A 15,617-nucleotide genomic window follows, 5' to 3' on the forward strand; every position below is an offset into this window, starting at 1 on the left:
GGCCGGGACCGGCCGCCGGGTGCGGTGCCGGAGGCGCGCCCGGACACGGGGCCCGGCGGTGGTCGTGCGGGCGCGGCCGTCCGTACCGTGCGCACGGGCCGCGACCGGCCGCCGGGCGAGGTCGCTCTGCGGGCCGGGCGCGTCGCCCCCGTGAGCCGGGGGAGCGGGAGCGCGGCGCGCCCGGAGCCGCCGGACGACGGCGGACGGGCGACCGGACCGGCCGCCCCCGCCGACGCGGAGAGGCGGCCAGAAGGGGCGCCGCTCCGCGTGCTCGTCCTGCGGGCGCTGGGGCTCGGGGACCTGCTCGCCGGGGTGCCCGCGCTGCGGGCGCTGCGGCGCGCCTTCCCCGGGTACGAGATCGTGCTCGCCGCACCCGCCGCCCTCGCGCCCCTCGCGCTCGCCACCGGCGCCGTGGACCGGCTGCTGCCCGCCGCCGCGCCCGGGCGCGCCGTACCCGAGACCCTCGACTGGACCGGCCCGCCCCCGGACGTCGCCGTCGATTTGCACGGCAACGGACCGCCCAGCCACCTGCTGCTGGCCCGACTGCGCCCCGGCCGCCTGTTCGCCTTCGCGCACCCCGGCACGCCCGGCGTCGACGGCCCGCCCTGGCACCCCGACGAGCACGAACGGGACCGCTGGTGCCGGCTGCTGCGCTGGTACGGCCTCGACGCCGACCCCGCCGACCTGCGGCTGCCCCGGCCCACCACGCCGTCCCCCGCTCCCGGCGCGGTGGTCCTGCACCCCGGCGCCGGTTCCCCCGCCCGCCGCTGGCCCGTCGACCGGTTCGCCGCCGTGGCCCGGGCCCTGCGGGACCGCGGCCGGCACGTCGTCGTCACCGGGGGAGCGGACGAGGCCGGCCTCGCCGCCACGCTCGGCGAGGCGGCCGGCCTGCCCGGCACCGACGTGTTCGGCGGCGGCCTGTCCCTGGACCGGCTCTCCGCCCTGGTCGCCGACGCCCGCGCCGTCGTCAGCGGCGACACCGGCATCGCCCACCTCGCCGTCGCCCACGCCACCGCGTCGGTCACCCTGTGCGGCCCCGTACCGCCCGCCCGCTGGGGCCCGCCGCCGCACGACCCGCGCCACCGCGCCCTGTGGCACGGCCCCGAAGGCGACCCGCACGGCCGCCGCCCCGACCCCGCCCTGCTCGCGATCACCGTCGACGAGGTCCTGGACGCCCTCGACGCGCTCCCCGGGCCGTCGAGCTGAACCGAGGGGACCAGCACCATGGAACGCTCACCCATCGGGGTGGTCATCGCCACCCGCAACCGCTCCGCCTCCCTCGCCGTCACCCTCCGCCATCTGCTCGCGCTGCCCGAACGCCCCGAGATCGTCGTCGCCGACAACGCCTCCACCGACGACACCCGCACCCTCCTGGCCCGCGAGTTCCCGCAGGTCCGCGTGGTCGCGCTGCCGTTCAACCGGGGCGCCCTCGCCCGCACCCACGGCGTCCGCGCCCTGCGCACCCCCTACGTCGCCTTCAGCGACGACGACTCCTGGTGGGCGCCGGGCGCGCTCGCCGAGGCCACCCGCCTCTTCGACGCCCACCCCCGGCTCGGCCTGCTCGCCGCCCGCACCCTCGTCGGCCCCGAGAACGCGCCCGACCCGCTCAACGAGGTCCTCGCCCACTCGCCGCTCGGCCCGGCCGCCGACCTCCCCGGCACCCAGGTGCTCGGCTTCCTCGCCTGCGCCAGCGTCACCCGCCGCACCTCCTACCTCGACGCGGGCGGCTTCCACCCGCTGATCTTCTTCGGCGCCGAGGAGACCCTGCTCGCCTACGACCTGGCCGCCCGCGGCTGGGGCGTCACCCACAGCCCCGACGTGGTCGCCCACCACCACCCCGCGCCGAAACCGCGGCCCGACCGCCCGGCCGTCCAGCGCCGCAACGAAGTCCTCACCACCTGGCTGCGCCGCCCCCTGCCGCTCGCCCTCGCCCGCACCCGCGCCCTGGCCGCCGACGCCCGCCGCGACCCCGAGGCCCGGCGCGCGCTCGGCGAGACGCTGACCCGGCTGCCCGCCGCCCTGCGCGCCCGCCACCCGCTGCCCCCGCACCTGGAACGCGCCGCCCGCCTGCTGGACACCGACAGGGGCGGCGCGCGCCCGCGCACCGGCACGGGCGCCGGCACCCCCGTGGACGCCGGCGCGGACCGCCGGGCCCGCGCCGACCTCGGAGGCACCCCATGACCGACCCCCGCACCACCGTCGTGGTCATCACCCACAACCGGCGCCCCGAACTCCTGCGCACCCTCGACCGGCTGGCCGAACTGCCCGAACAGCCCGAGATCGTCGTCACCGACAACGGCTCCACCGACGGCACCGCCGCCGCCGTGGCCCGCCGCCACCCCGGCGTACGCCTGCTCACCCCCGGCCGCAACCTCGGCGCCGTCGGCCGCAACCTCGCCGTACGGCACGTCCGCACCCCCTACGTGGCCTTCTGCGACGACGACTCCTGGTGGGCGCCGGGCGCGCTGGCCGGCGCCGCCGATCTGCTCGACCGGCACGCCGCGCTCGTCGCCGTCACCGCCCGCATCGTCGTCGAACCGGCCGGCACCGAGGACCCCATCGTCGAGGAACTGCGCGACTCGCCCGTGCCGGGCCCGGGTTGGCTGCCGGGCCCGGCGCTCGGCTCGTTCCTCGCGGCGGCGACCGTGCTGCGCACCGACGCGTTCCGGCGCGCCGGCGGCTTCCATCCGCGCCTGTGGCTCGGCGGCGAGGAGGAACTGCTCGCCGCCGACCTCGCCGCGGCCGGCTGGTGGCTGACGTACGCCGAACACCTGACGATCCACCACCAGCCCTCGACGGTCCGCGACGCCACCCGCCGCCGCCGGGACGGCATCCGCAACACGCTGTGGTTCACCTGGCTGCGCCGCCCGGTACGGCCCGCCCTGCGCCGCACCCTGCACCTGGCCCGCACGGTGCCGCGCGACAGCGCCTCGCTGCGCGCCTTCGCCGAGGCCGCCGCCGCCCTGCCGTGGGTGCTGCGCGAGCGCCGCGTGCTGCCGCCGGAGGTGGAGGGCCGCTTCCGCCTCCTGGAGGACAGCCAGCGCCGCTCCAAGGCCCGCTGCTACACGGGGTGACGGCCGTGCGGAAGCCCCGCCGTCCGCTGCGACGGCGGGGCTCACCCGCGTTCCGCGTCCCCCGGGCGGACGGCCGCGCTCAGCCCGTCCGCGACCACCGGCACAGCAGCCGGAAGCCGGCGAACAGGGCCACCGGCCACACCGCCGCGAACGCCCAGACCACCGCCACCTGCGAGGTCACGATGCCCGCGGTCATCAGGCCGAGGGCGACCGCCGCCAGCACCGTCACCGTGACCGGATGCGGCGCGTAGGCCGCCATCCTGGACAGGTCGGGACGGCGCCGGCGCCGCTGCACCGCGCGCAGCCGCCGGGCCAGCCGGCGGTCGCGGTTCAGGGCGCGCTCTATCTCGTCCAGGATCTTCTGCTCATGCTCGGGGAGTCGTCTTGTCGACACTGTTGCTCCTACGGGGGGAACGACCTGCCTGCCGCGTCCTCTCCCGTGTGCCCCGCGGGCCGTTCGGACTAACCGGCGCCCGGCTGCCCCAGCGCCGCCACCAGTTCCTCGGACCCGTCGCCCCCCGCGCCCGCCGCGAACCCCCGGCCGACGCGCCGCGCGGCGTCCCGGCCGGCGGCCAGGCACCAGTGCCACCAGCGGTCCAGCTCGGCGGCGCCGTCCTCGGCCAGCAGCTCGGCGGGCACCAGCGCGGGCCAGCCGCAGGCCCGCGCCTGCGCGGTCACCTTCGCGCCGCCCTCGACCGGGTCCACGGCCAGCGCGGGCGTCCCGGCGCGCAGCGCGAGCACCATCCCGTGCAGCCGGTCGGTGACGACCAGGTCCAGGCGCTCCAGGACGGCCTCCAGCTGCGCGGGCGTCGCGCACAGCCGCCAGTCGCGGGTGTCGAGCCGGGTCTCCAGCTCCAGCCGCGCGCAGTCCTTGCCGTGCAGCCAGCCGGTCAGCCGCCGGGCCACCGCGTCGTGCCGCCGGGCCGTCCCGTACTCGTGCTGCCCGTGGGTGAGGACCACCCCGACGACGGGCCGGGCGGGCAGCGCCGGGGCGGCGGCGGCCAGGTCCCGGACGGGCTCGGCGGCCGGGGCGTCGCGGGCCAGCACCCGGTGGAAGCCGGTGACCGCCGGGCCGTGCGGGTCGATCACCGAGGTGCCGACCGCGATCCGCAGACAGTGCGCGAACCGGCGGTGCAGCTCCTCGATCTGCGGCCCGTGCAGCGGCCCGCACACGAAGACCAGCCGCCCGTACCGCTCGGGCGCCACGTCCGCCAGGTGCAGGGCGTCCGGCCGGAACCCGGGGCTCCAGGCGACGTCGTAGCCGAGCCCCGCGCGCCGCAGCACGTCCTCGACGCGCCGCAGCGCCAGGACGTCACCGGCGGTCGCCTCGCCGTCCGGGAAGGCGAACCAGCCGGTGAGCAGAATCCGTGACGCGTGTGGTTCCTGGTGCACAGTGCGCCCGGGTGCCCCCGCCGCCGCACTCCATGCGCCGCCCTCACCCGACCGGGCGCACCCCGCGGCGCCGCACCTCCCGTCAGGGCGCCCCGGTTCAGGTCTCCTGCTCGTCCTCCTCCGAGGCGAGGCTCAGCTCCACGTCCACGACCCCGTCGTCCTGGAACAGCTCGGACGCCAGCCGTCCGGCGTCCGCCGTGCCCTCCAGCCGCAGCAGCACCCGCGCGGCGGAGTCGGTGCGGCCGGGCAGCCGGTCGGCCTTCACCTCCGTGATGCGGAACCCCCGCCGGGTGCACGCCTCCATCAGCCGCGGCAGCAGCGCCCGGCCGGTCAGATACGTCAGCCGCACCTCCACCGCCCTGGGCGTGACGCCCACCGTGCGCCCGGACAGGTACGGGTAGCCGCGGACGACGAGGAAGTGCAGCGCGGTCGTCGCCAGGGCAAGGATCGGCAGCCCGCCGCCGCAGGCCATGCCGACCGCGCAGGTCAGCCAGATCGTGGCCGCGGTGGTCAGCCCCCGCACCGCGTCCCGCCGTACGAAGATCAGACCGCCGCCGATGAAGCCGATGCCGGAGACGATCTGGGCGGCCACCCGGGACGGGTCGAAGGAGACGTGGTCCAGGCCCAGCACATTGGTGAACCCGTGCTGGGACACCTCCATCATCAGGGCGCTGGCGACCCCGACCAGGGTGTGGGTGCGCAGCCCGGCGCTCTTCTGGTGGGCCTCCCGCTCCCAGCCGATCAGGCTGGACAGCAGCAGCGCCAGACCCAGTTCGGCCAGTTGGCGCAGTCCCTGTCCGTTGGCCACGTCCCACAGCGGAACGGCGAGCCCCGGCATGCGTCTCCCCTCGTCGGCGTCGTGTCGGCCGTCCGTCGGCCCCGTCGCCCATTGTGTGGCCGCGGGGGCGCTGCCGGGGTACCCGGCACGGGAGATCGGAAAGCGCGCGGCGGAAGGAGCGGTGCCGGTGCCGCGGATGGACGCCGAACAGGCGCGGCGGCGGTTCGCCGCCGCCCGGGTGGCCCGGCTGGCCACGGTGGACCCGGCCGGGCACCCCCGGCTGGTCCCGGTGGTGTTCGCCGTGTACGCCGCGGATGACGGGTTCGGCGGGTACGGCGGCGGGTACGGCCTGGTGACGGCGGTCGACCACAAGCCCAAGCGCACCCCGCGTCTGGCCCGCCTCTGCGACATCGGGGCGAACCCGGCCGTGTGCCTGCTGGCGGACGCCTACGACGAGGACTGGGACCGGCTGTGGTGGGCCAGGGCCGACGGCACGGCCCGCGTCGTCGCGCCGGACGCCCCGGACCCCGGCGACCGCGAGCGCTGCGCGGCGGCCCGCGCCCGCCTGTGCGGCAAGTACCCGCAGTACCGCGCCGCCCCGCCCGGCGGCCCGGTGATCGACGTCGCCGTCCACCGCTGGAGCGGCTGGCGGGCCGCCGGACCGGACGGCTGACGGCCACGTTGTTTGGGCCCGCCGGATCCGGTTACGCGGCGCGCAGCCCGCTGAACCCGCACGCGAAAGAGGCCGGTCGCCGAGGCCGACCGGACGACGATCGCCGAGGCCGTACGCACACGAGGCGAAGGGAAGCGACCGTGCACGACGCCCCCCGTTCCGGCACCGAGCCGCGCCACGCGCGCAGTCCGCTGCGGCTGCGCCGGCTGCTGTCCGGTGTCTTCCTGCCCGTCTTCGCCCTCGCCGCCGCCCTGTTCGCGTACTGGGCCACCCGGTCGGGGCCCGGCGACAGCCCCGGCGGCACGGTCCTGGCCACCCTGGCCGGCGTCTGCGCGGCGCTCGCCCTGATCGCCGCGGTGGACCTGCTGGTCGTCGGCCGCCGGCTGCACTCCGGACGGGGCCGGACCGTCTGACCCCGGCCGGCGCGTCGCGCCCCGCGCGGGGCGGGCATGGAGAGGGGGCGTTGCGGGCCGCTCGTGGTGGCTCGCAACGCCCCCTGGTATCGCACCCGGGGGATCCCCCCGGGAACCTTCAGGGGCCGACCTGCGCCGTGACCGGGCCGGAGAAGGTGGTCAGCCGGGTGTAGACACCCGGGTAACCGGCCTCGGCACAGCCGTTGCCCCAGGAAGTGATCCCTGCCAGGACGCCCCCGACTAGCAGGGGACCGCCGCTGTCGCCCTGGCAGGTGTCTGTGCCGCCGGACCGGGGTCCGGCGCAAACCATGTCGCTCGCGACGAAGTCGGAGCCGTAGGCGCTCTCGCAGTCGGCGTCGGAGGCGACCGGGACGGTCGCGGTGCGCAACTGGTTGGAGGAGCCGCCGCTTTCGGAGGTGGTGCCCCAGCCGAGGATCCGGGCGGTCGTGCCGGCCGCGTACACGTCCGTGTCGGTGGGGGAGACGTACTTCGCCGGGGTGTACGGCATCGCCGTCGACAGGGTCAGCACGGCCACGTCGTCACCGCCGGCCGCGTCCGTGTAGTCCGGGGCCACCCAGATGCCGTCCAGGCCGCTCACCGTGCCGTCGGCGCCGTCCAGATAGGTCCGGCCGCCGACCACGCGGACGTTCCCGGCGCCCTCGCCCGCCACGCAGTGCGCCGCGGTGACCACCTTGCGCGCCGCCACCAGGGTGCCCCCGCAGAACTGGTTGCCGGCCGCGTCCGTGAGCTGCACGACGAAGGGGTAGTCGGCCGTCGTGGTCGTGGTGCCGCCGACGATGGGCCGGGGGGCCTCGGCGGGGCGGGGGTCGGCGGTCGCGGTGGGAGCGGTGAGCAGCGCGGTGGCGGTGGTGGCGGCGCCGGTCGCGAGGGCGGCGGCGGTCCGTTTGCCGCAGGTGCGTCCGACGCGGGTGAGGCCGAGCATGCGTCTCCTCGTGGGGCCGGCCGATGGGGCTCGCGCGGGTGGGGTGAAGCACGGAAGTCCTGGAGTCCGGTGCGGACTCCCGGGTGCCCGGGCGATCGGCACGTCCCTTACGCTAGGGCCCGGCCCGGCCGCCTCCAATGAGGGAACCCCCTAGGCCCCCCGGTCAGGGAAAACCCTCGGTCCGCCCAACCGGCCCGGCAGGCAGGGCCGTTCGGCCCCGCTCCGGCGCGCTGTGTCCGCACCCGTCCGGCCTCGGCCGCACCCGTCCGGCTCCGGCCGCTTTCGGCCGGCCCCGACCGGTTCCGGCCATTTCCGGCTGTTCCCAGACGAGTTGGCCACCCCGGCGCACCCGGCGTACCCGGCGCACCCGACCGGCACCAGCCGAGAACGAGCTGAAAACCAGCCGACACGCAGCCGAGAACCAGCCGATACGCAGCCGAGAACCAGCCGGCATGCCGCCGAGGACCGGGCGAGAACCGGCCGTTCGGCCGCGACCGCCCGGCAGGGCTCCTCACTGGACCCGCACGGCCCAGTCAACCCGCACCGCGCTCACTTCGCGCGCCGGCCCGCCGCCAAACGGACGATGTCCACCCGCGAACGGATCCCCAGCTTGCGGTAGACCCGGGTGAGGGTCGCCTCGACCGTCTTGACGCTGACGAACAGCCGCGCGGCGATCTCCCGGTTGGTCGCGCCCTCCATGACCAGCGAGGCCACCTGGCGTTCCATCGCCGCCAGCCCCTCCAGGACCGCGCGCCCGTCCAGTGCCGCGGCGCCCTCCGGCACCGCGCCGGAACCCTCCGGCGCGGCCGGCGCGGCCCGCGGCCGGGCCGGGCGGGCACGGGCGGACGCCTCCGCCATCCGCAGCCACGGCTGCGCCCGGCAGCGCCGGAACAGCCGTACCGCCTCGTCGTAGGACATCGGCCCCGGCGCCGCACCGGCCCCGGTCCCGCCGACGGCCTCGCCCGGCGCGCCGGGCGCCGTGCGCAGCCGGGCCAGCGCGAACGCGGCCCGCGCCTCCTCCAGCGAGTTGCCCAGCTTCGCCAGCCGGTCCTGCGCCGACGTCAGCTGCGCGAGCGCGGCGTCCGTCTCGCCGCGCGCCGCCCGGACCAGCGCCTCGGCCCGGTCCAGTACGGCCAGCACGCTCTCCCGGCCCAGCCGCAGCGCGTGCTCGCGCGCGGTGTCGACCACCTGCTGCGCCTCGGCCACCTCGCCGACCAGCACCAGTGCCTCGGCCAGGTCGCCGTGCCAGCGCCCGCGCGCCGGGTCGGTGATGCCGAGCCCCGCCTCCAGTTCCCGCACCCGGCGCAGCGCGTCCACCGCGGCCTGCGCGTCCCCGGCGACGAACCGGGCGTAGCCGAGGGCCGCCAGGGCGCGCGAGAGGTACATCAGGTCGCCGTCCTCCTCGGCGTGCCCCACCGCTTCCCGGGCCAGCGCGAGACCCCGCCCGGTGTCCCCGCCGGAGGCCTCGGCCAGCGAGGCCAGCATCGCGGAGGCGCCCTCCCCGATGCCGGTGTCCCGCGCCAGCCGCAGGCTCTCCCGGGCCAGGTCGAGGGCGCGCCCGCAGTGCCCGGCCAGCAGTTCGGTCTCGGCGTGCGAGCGCAGGAAGTGCACCTCGCTCTCGACCATCCCGCGCCGCCGCACCTCGCGCAGCAGCGCGGTGATGGTGGCCCGGGCCTCGGCCAGCCGGCCGTTCATCAGCAGCCAGCGGAACCGGGCCGAGCCGACGCCGTTGTGGTGGCAGGCCACATAGTCGTCCTGCGGTTCGGCCAGCGCCCGCTGGGTCGTCGCGGCGGCGTCGGGGTGGCCCATCAGGGTCTCGGTGGAGGCCTGGTGGGCCAGCGACATCAGCTCGGTGCGCCGGTCCCCGGCGCGGGCCGCCAGCTCGGCGGCGTGCGCGGCCTCCTGCCGGGCCTCGGCGAAGTCGCCCGCCACGATCAGCGCCCGCCAGGCCAGCATGTAGTGCACCAGGGCCAGCAGCCGGGGGTCGTCGCCGGCGTCGGCCAGCGCCTGCGGGAAGACGGCGTCCACGTCGCCGAGGGCCTGCCCGGCCGCCTCGATCACCACCATCCACGCCCGCACCCGCTCGGCCGGCACGGCGGCCCGGGTCAGCACCTCGCGGGCGATGTCGCGGGCGAGGTCCGCCTCGCCGGCCGTGATGGCGTCCTCGGCGGCCTGCAACCGCCGCTCGTCCGGGCCCGGTTCGCCGTCGGCGGGGGTGTGCCGGGCGGCGAGCAGCCCGAGCGAGGCGGCCACCGAGGGCGCCCCGCGGTCCCTGGCCAGGGCCGCTGCCTCGGCGAGCCGGGCGGCCACCTCCGGGTCGGTGCCGGTGCTGGCCAGGGCCAGGTGGCGGGCCCGTTCGATGGGGTCGGAGGCGGCGGTGGACAGCGCGGTGTGCGCGGCCCGCCGCTCCTGGGCGGGCGCCTCGGCGTACAGCGCGGCCGAGATCAGCGGGTGCGCGAACCGTACGGCCGGCCCCTCCGGCTCGGTCGCCAGCAGCCCGAGTTCGGCGGCCTGGGCGCACTCGGCCTCGGCGTTCTCCCGGCCGGCCGCGTGCAGCAGGGCGGGGGTGGGGCGGGCGCCGGCGCTGGCCACGAGCAGGGTGCGGCGGGCCTCGTCGGAGAGCATCTCCAGCCGGCTGAGCACCAGGGCGCGCAGCGAGGTGGGCACCGGCAGCGGCTCGCCCGGGCGCGGCGAGGCGGGCGTCTCGGCCAGCGCCCGGCCCAGCTCCAGCGCGAACAGCGGGTTGCCGCCGCTGGTGCGGTGGATCTCGCGGACCGTGGAGCGGGGCAGGCCGGTGTAGCCGCGGTGATCGAGGAGCGTGGAGACCTGGTCACGGGTGAGCGGGCCGAGCCGTACGGAGAGGGTGTCGGGCGGACTGGCCCGCAGATGGCGGTCGTACTCCTCGTCCTCGGTGCGCACCGCGCACAGCATCTGCACCGGGGTGCCACCGAGCCGGCGGGCGGCGAAGCCGAGGAGTTCCGCGCTGGCCGAGTCCAGCCACTGGAGGTCGTCGGCGACGAGCAGGACGGGGCCCTGCGCGGCGAGGGCGCGCAGCGCGGAGAGCACCGCCAGGCGCAGGGCGAGGCCGTCGCGCTGGAGGGTGGACTCGCCGCGGCCGGTGAGCGCCGACTCCAGCGCGGTGCGCTGGGCGGCGGGCAGGGTGCCGGAGATCTCCTCCAGGACCAGACCAAGGAGGTCGGCGAGGGCGAGGAAGGGGAGGTGGGATTCGGACTCGGTCGCCGAGCAGCGCAACACCGTGCGGGCGGTCGGCGCGTATTCCGCTGCCAATGCCCGCAGAACGGTCGACTTTCCTATTCCCGCCGGGCCGTGCAGCAGCACACTGCCGCCGCGGGCGAGCTGCTCGCGCGCCGCGGCCGACGGCTCCTCCTGGCCGATGACGAGGTCGGAGCGGCAGCTCGCAGGGTCCTTGAAGTCCCGTCGCACGGTCACCGCTCCCCTCGAATGTCGTGTTCGGGCCAAATTCTAGGCAACGGGACCTTGAATTTCGGACGGTCGGGGTGGTGAGGGAAATAACAGCGGCCGGCACACCGCCTATGGAAAGTCCCGGCGAATGAATACGAACCCCACACGGACAGCCCTTCGAAGGTACCCCCACGACCCGCCCGACGGTACTCCGTCCGCCCGCCCCCGCGACGCCGCTCACCACCCTCCGACCGGCCCCGCCCCGCCGTTCCCAAGGCCCCGGGAGCGCCTGGTTCCCGCCGTTCCCAAGGCCCCGCGCCCCCCGCACGGCAGCCCCCGCACCCGCACCCGCGCCCGTACCTGCACGCGCGCCCCGTCCCGAGCCCCCGCCCTCCGGGCAGCGCCCCGCCCTCAGGGCAGCACCCCCGCCCGTCGTGCCGCCGTCACCGCCTCGCCCCGCGTGTGCGCGCCCAGCTTGCGCATGGCCGAGCGGAGGTAGGCCTTGACCGTCTCGGCGCCGAGCCCCAGCCGGGCGGCGGCGCCCGCGTTGGTCGCGCCCGCCGCCACGCAGGCCAGTACGTCGACCTCGCGCGGCGCCAGCCGCACGGCGGCGGCCGGCGCCGTCGCCGCGGTCAGCAGACCGCACGCGGACAGCAGCTCCGCCCGCAGCTCGGGGTCGGGGATCCGCGGCGCCAGCGCCCGCAGCGCCGCGTGCGCCTCGCGCACCTGCTCCCACGCCGCCCCGGAGGCGGGCTCCCCGGGCGACGCCCCGTACGACGCTCCGGACGACGCCCCGGGCCCGGCGGCCGCCGCGAGCAGCGCCCGCGCCTCCTCCCGCACCACGAGCGCCTGCTCCACGTCCCGCGCCGCCGCCACCGCCGCGCTCAGCGTGCGGTCGCCCAGCGGCTGGGCGGTGCGCAGCGCGCCGTACAGCACCCCGCGCACCCGCCGCCGCACCACCACCGGCACCGCGAGCACCGACCGCAGGCCCTCCGCCGCGACCGCCGCGTCGTACTCGTGGCTGATCCGCCGGGACATCGAGTAGTCCGTCACCGCGCAGGGCCGGGCCAGCGCGACCGCCTTGCCGCCGAGCCCGTTGCCCGAGACCACCGCGAGGGCGCTGAGCGCGAGCGTGGCCGTGCCCGTCAGCTCGCTGATCCGCACCCGTGGCCGGCCGGGTTCGACCAGCCCGCCGAAGGCGACCGGCAGCCCCGTCGCCCGCCGCAGCCGCACCAGCGCACCCCTGATCTCCGCCGCCCCGGACGCCTCAGCCGTCACCCGCTCGCCCCTTCGTCATCCGCCCGTGCCCCACCACACCCCCGTTCGGGGGTAGTGAGACCTGCATCACGGATTACACGATGGAGCCGAGCCGCACGGCAATGGTCCGGATTCTGGACCGCACATGGAGGACAGATGACGACGGCGACGGAGACCTTCCGCGGGGCGCGGGACTTCCTGCTGGAGCACCGTGACGACTACGCCGCGGCGTACGCCGGATTCCAGTGGCCCCGCCCGGAGCACTTCAACTGGGCGCTGGACTGGTTCGACGCCGTCGCCGAGGGCAACGACCGCACCGCCCTGCACATCGTCGAGGAGGACGGCGCCGAGACCAGGCTCTCCTTCGCCCAGCTGGCCGAACGCTCCAACCGGGCCGCGAACTGGCTGCGCGACCGGGGCGTGCAGCCGGAGGACCGCATCCTCGTCATGCTCGGCAACCAGGCCGAACTGTGGGAGACCGCGCTGGCCGCGATGAAGCTGCGCGCCGTCGTCATCCCGGCCACCCCGCTGCTCGGCCCCGCCGACCTGCGCGACCGGGTCGAGCGCGGCCGGGTCAAGCACGTGATCGCGCGCGCCGAGGACACCGCGAAGTTCGACGACGTGCCCGGCGCCTTCACCCGGATCTCGGTCGGCGGGCTGCCCGAGGAGGGCTGGGAGCCGTACGAGGACGTGTACGCGGCGCCCGCCGGGTTCGTCCCGGACGGACCCACCCTCGCCGACGACCCGCTGATGCTCTACTTCACCTCGGGCACCACCGCCCGCCCCAAGCTGGTCGAGCACACCCACACCTCGTACCCCATCGGGCACCTGGCCACCATGTACTGGATCGGCCTCAAGCCCGGCGACGTGCACCTGAACATCTCCTCGCCCGGCTGGGCCAAGCACGCCTGGTCGAACCTGTTCGCGCCGTGGAACGCCGAGGCGACCGTGTTCATCCACAACTACACCCGCTTCGACGCCGCCCGGCTGATGGCCGAGATGGACCGCGTCGGCGTCACCTCCTTCTGCGCGCCGCCCACCGTGTGGCGCATGCTCATCCAGGCCGACCTGAGCCGGCTGGCCACCCCGCCGCGCGAGGTCGTCGCCGCCGGCGAGCCGCTGAACCCGGAGGTCATCGAGCAGGTCCGGCGGGCCTGGGGCGTCAGCGTCCGGGACGGCTTCGGGCAGACCGAGACGGCCGTGCAGGTCTCCAACAGCCCCGGCCAGACCCTCAAGACCGGCTCCATGGGCCGGCCGAGCCCCGGCTTCCGCGTCGAGCTGCTCGACCCGGTCTCCGGCGCGCCCGGCGCCCGCGAGGGCGAGATCGCGCTCGACCTGTCGGCCCGCCCGGTCGGCCTGATGACCGGTTACCACGGCGACGCCGACCGCACCGCCGAGGCGATGGCCGGCGGCTACTACCGCACCGGCGACGTGGCCTCGCGCGACGAGGACGGCTACCTCACCTATGTGGGCCGCTCCGACGACGTCTTCAAGGCATCCGACTACAAGATCAGCCCGTTCGAGCTGGAGAGCGCGCTGCTGGAGCACGAGGCGGTGGCCGAGGCGGCCGTCGTGCCCGCGCCGGACGAGGTGCGCCTGGCCGTGCCGAAGGCGTACGTGGTGCTCGCGGCGGGCTGGGAGCCGGGCCCGGACACCGCCAAGGTGCTCTTCGAGCACTCCCGGCAGGTCCTCGCCCCCTACAAGCGGGTGCGCCGGCTGGAGTTCGGCGAGCTGCCCAAGACCGTCTCCGGCAAGATCCGCCGGGTCGAGCTGCGCGAGGCCACGGCCGGCGGCTCGGACGCCGAGTACCGCGAGGAGGACTTCCGGTGACCGACGACCGGCCGGCCGCTGAGCCGTCGTACGCGCACGGGACGGGCGGGACGGCCCTGCTCGGCGACACCATCGGCGCCAACCTGGACCGGGCCGTCGCCGCCTGGCCCGACCGGGAGGCGCTGGTCGACGTCCCCTCCGGCCGGCGCTGGACGTACGCCGAGTTCGCCGCCGACGTGGACCGGCTGGCCCGCGCGCTGCTGGCGAGCGACGTCGCCAAGGGCGACCGGGTGGGCATCTGGGCCGTCAACTGCGCCGAATGGGTGCTGGTGCAGTACGCCACCGCCCGCATCGGCGCGATCATGGTGAACATCAACCCGGCGTACCGCACGCACGAGGTCGCGTACGTCCTCAAGCAGGCGGGCATCTCGCTGCTCTTCGCCTCGCTGCGGCACAAGGGCAGCGACTACCGGGCCATGGTGGAGCAAGTGAGGCCCGCCTGCCCGGACTTGCGCGAGGCCGTCTACATCGACGACCCGAGCTGGACGGCCTTCGCCGCCCGCGGCACGGCCGACCGCGCCGAGGAACTGCGCCTGCGCGCCGCCGAGTTGTCCTGCGACGACCCGATCAACATCCAGTACACCTCGGGCACCACCGGCTTCCCGAAGGGTGCCACGCTCTCCCACCACAACATCCTCAACAACGGTTACTTCGTCGGTGAGTTGATCGCCTACAGCGAGCAGGACCGGGTGTGCGTGCCGGTGCCCTTCTACCACTGCTTCGGCATGGTGATGGGCAACCTCGCGGCCACCTCGCACGGCGCGTGCCTGGTCGTCCCGGCCGCCTCCTTCGACCCCGCGGCCACCCTGGCGGCCGTCGAGCGGGAGCGCTGCACCTCGCTGTACGGCGTGCCGACGATGTTCATCGCCGAGCTGAACCTGCCCGGCTTCGCCGGGTACGACCTGTCCACCCTGCGCACCGGCATCATGGCGGGCTCGCCCTGCCCGGTGGAGGTGATGAAGCGGGTGGTCGCCGAGATGCACATGGCCGAGGTCGCCATCTGCTACGGCATGACCGAGACCTCCCCGGTGTCGTTGCAGACCCGGACGGACGACGACCTCGAACACCGCACCGGCACGGTCGGCCGGGTGCTGCCGCACCTGGAGGTGAAGATCGTCGACCCGGCCACCGGTGTGACGCGGCCGCGCGGCACGGCGGGGGAGCTGTGCACCCGGGGCTACAGCGTGATGCTCGGCTACTGGGCCGAGCCGGAGAAGAGCGCCGAGGCGATCGACGCGGGCCGCTGGATGCACACCGGGGACCTCGCGGTGATGCGCGAGGACGGCTATGTGGAGATCGTCGGCCGGATCAAGGACATGATCATCCGGGGCGGCGAGAACGTCTACCCGCGCGAGATCGAGGAGTTCCTCTACGGCCACCCCAAGATCCGCGACGTACAGGTGGTCGGCGTGCCGCACGAGAGGTACGGCGAGGAGGTGCTCGCCTGTGTGATCCCGCTGGACGCGGCCGACCCGCTGACCCTTCAGGAGCTGCGGGCGTTCTGCGCGGACCGGCTGGCGCACTACAAGATCCCGAGCCGGCTGAGCGTCCTGGACGCCTTCCCGATGACGGTGTCGGGGAAGGTGCGCAAGATCGAGCTGCGCGAGCGGTACGGCGCCGCGGCGCCCGGGGAGGCGTGAGCAGCCCCGGAGCGAGTGTCCGGCAGGAACGACCGGGGGACCCCGGCCCAAGGAACCGAGTGCGCGGCAGGCGGCGCACACGGCGACGGGCCGGGGTCCGTTTCCGTTTCCCAGGGGACCTTCGGGTCCCCTTCGTCGTCTCCGCACCCCGGTCAGCCCGCGCCCGGACGCCCGCCCCCGCCGCGCGTTCCGGC

Annotated in this window: 13 protein-coding genes; 7 read left to right on the forward strand and 6 right to left on the reverse strand. The window is 76.3% G+C overall.

The annotated features are described in order from the left end of the window. The first annotated feature begins 267 nt into the window (after positions 1-267). Genes ABEB07_RS34505 through ABEB07_RS34515 form a run of 3 tightly spaced genes read left to right on the forward strand, consistent with a single transcriptional unit; the run spans position 268 to position 3,074 of the window. On the forward strand, positions 268-1,206 hold the full coding sequence (locus tag ABEB07_RS34505; protein WP_345672138.1) for a glycosyltransferase family 9 protein: 939 nt from the start codon (positions 268-270) through the stop codon (positions 1,204-1,206). A gap of 18 nt (positions 1,207-1,224) precedes the next feature. Continuing rightward, a complete protein-coding gene (locus ABEB07_RS34510; RefSeq protein ID WP_345671984.1) occupies positions 1,225-2,181 on the forward strand; it encodes a glycosyltransferase family 2 protein in 957 nt (318 codons plus the stop codon). Continuing rightward, on the forward strand, positions 2,178-3,074 hold the full coding sequence (locus tag ABEB07_RS34515) for a glycosyltransferase family 2 protein (protein ID WP_345671985.1): 897 nt from the start codon (positions 2,178-2,180) through the stop codon (positions 3,072-3,074). Before ABEB07_RS34510 ends, ABEB07_RS34515 begins: the two co-directional genes overlap by 4 nt. A 79-nt stretch (positions 3,075-3,153) precedes the next feature. Here the strand turns inward: ABEB07_RS34515 and ABEB07_RS34520 are convergent, their stop codons facing one another. The 3 genes from ABEB07_RS34520 to ABEB07_RS34530 form a co-directional block, all read right to left on the reverse strand. Further along, the gene (locus ABEB07_RS34520) at positions 3,154-3,468 is read right to left on the reverse strand and encodes a DUF3040 domain-containing protein (protein WP_176151023.1); all 315 of its coding nucleotides are present in this window, start codon (positions 3,466-3,468) and stop codon (positions 3,154-3,156) included. A 68-nt stretch (positions 3,469-3,536) separates the two neighbouring features. Then, entirely contained in the window at positions 3,537-4,466 is a 930-nt protein-coding gene (locus ABEB07_RS34525) for a polysaccharide pyruvyl transferase family protein (RefSeq protein WP_345671986.1), read from the reverse strand. Between the two features lie 97 nt (positions 4,467-4,563). Next, a complete protein-coding gene (locus ABEB07_RS34530) occupies positions 4,564-5,304 on the reverse strand; it encodes an MgtC/SapB family protein (protein ID WP_164587789.1) in 741 nt (246 codons plus the stop codon). A gap of 127 nt (positions 5,305-5,431) precedes the next feature. On the opposite strand from ABEB07_RS34530, the gene ABEB07_RS34535 reads away from it, so the two are divergent. Next, positions 5,432-5,917, forward strand: a complete 486-nt coding sequence (locus tag ABEB07_RS34535) for a TIGR03668 family PPOX class F420-dependent oxidoreductase (protein WP_345671988.1) — start codon at positions 5,432-5,434, stop codon at positions 5,915-5,917. 140 nt (positions 5,918-6,057) lie between these two features. Beyond that, entirely contained in the window at positions 6,058-6,330 is a 273-nt protein-coding gene (locus ABEB07_RS34540) for a DUF6343 family protein (protein WP_176151027.1), read from the forward strand. 118 nt (positions 6,331-6,448) lie between these two features. Here ABEB07_RS34540 and ABEB07_RS34545 read toward each other — a convergent pair whose 3' ends face one another. From ABEB07_RS34545 to ABEB07_RS34555, 3 genes are all read right to left on the reverse strand, one after another. Continuing rightward, positions 6,449-7,273 carry a S1 family peptidase gene (locus tag ABEB07_RS34545; RefSeq protein ID WP_345671989.1) on the reverse strand — a complete coding sequence of 275 codons (825 nt, stop codon included), beginning with the start codon at positions 7,271-7,273 and terminating at the stop codon, positions 6,449-6,451. Positions 7,274-7,822: 549 nt separating this feature from the next. Continuing rightward, positions 7,823-10,723, reverse strand: a complete 2,901-nt coding sequence (locus ABEB07_RS34550; RefSeq protein WP_345671990.1) for a helix-turn-helix transcriptional regulator — start codon at positions 10,721-10,723, stop codon at positions 7,823-7,825. A 384-nt stretch (positions 10,724-11,107) separates the two neighbouring features. Beyond that, positions 11,108-11,974, reverse strand: a complete 867-nt coding sequence (locus ABEB07_RS34555; protein WP_345671992.1) for a helix-turn-helix transcriptional regulator — start codon at positions 11,972-11,974, stop codon at positions 11,108-11,110. 135 nt (positions 11,975-12,109) lie between these two features. Between ABEB07_RS34555 and ABEB07_RS34560 the strand changes: the two genes are divergently transcribed. Together ABEB07_RS34560 and ABEB07_RS34565 are read left to right on the forward strand one after the other, a co-directional pair. After that, positions 12,110-13,783 carry an AMP-binding protein gene (locus tag ABEB07_RS34560; RefSeq protein WP_176151031.1) on the forward strand — a complete coding sequence of 558 codons (1,674 nt, stop codon included), beginning with the start codon at positions 12,110-12,112 and terminating at the stop codon, positions 13,781-13,783. After that, positions 13,780-15,423 carry an AMP-binding protein gene (locus tag ABEB07_RS34565; protein WP_345671994.1) on the forward strand — a complete coding sequence of 548 codons (1,644 nt, stop codon included), beginning with the start codon at positions 13,780-13,782 and terminating at the stop codon, positions 15,421-15,423. Before ABEB07_RS34560 ends, ABEB07_RS34565 begins: the two co-directional genes overlap by 4 nt. Positions 15,424-15,617: the final 194 nt, after the last annotated feature.

Source organism: Streptomyces similanensis (genome assembly GCF_039543625.1).
Lineage (GTDB): Bacteria > Actinomycetota > Actinomycetes > Streptomycetales > Streptomycetaceae > Streptomyces > Streptomyces similanensis.

Bases quoted from the DNA above. Each gene is read 5' to 3' on its own strand.
- ABEB07_RS34510 (WP_345671984.1), top strand. From the start codon at position 1,225: ATGGAACGCTCACCCATCGGGGTGGTCATCGCCACCCGCAACCGCTCC.
- ABEB07_RS34515 (WP_345671985.1), top strand. From the start codon at position 2,178: ATGACCGACCCCCGCACCACCGTCGTGGTCATCACCCACAACCGGCGC.
- ABEB07_RS34530 (WP_164587789.1), bottom strand. From the start codon at position 5,304: ATGCCGGGGCTCGCCGTTCCGCTGTGGGACGTGGCCAACGGACAGGGA.
- ABEB07_RS34545 (WP_345671989.1), bottom strand. From the start codon at position 7,273: ATGCTCGGCCTCACCCGCGTCGGACGCACCTGCGGCAAACGGACCGCC.
- ABEB07_RS34560 (WP_176151031.1), top strand. From the start codon at position 12,110: ATGACGACGGCGACGGAGACCTTCCGCGGGGCGCGGGACTTCCTGCTG.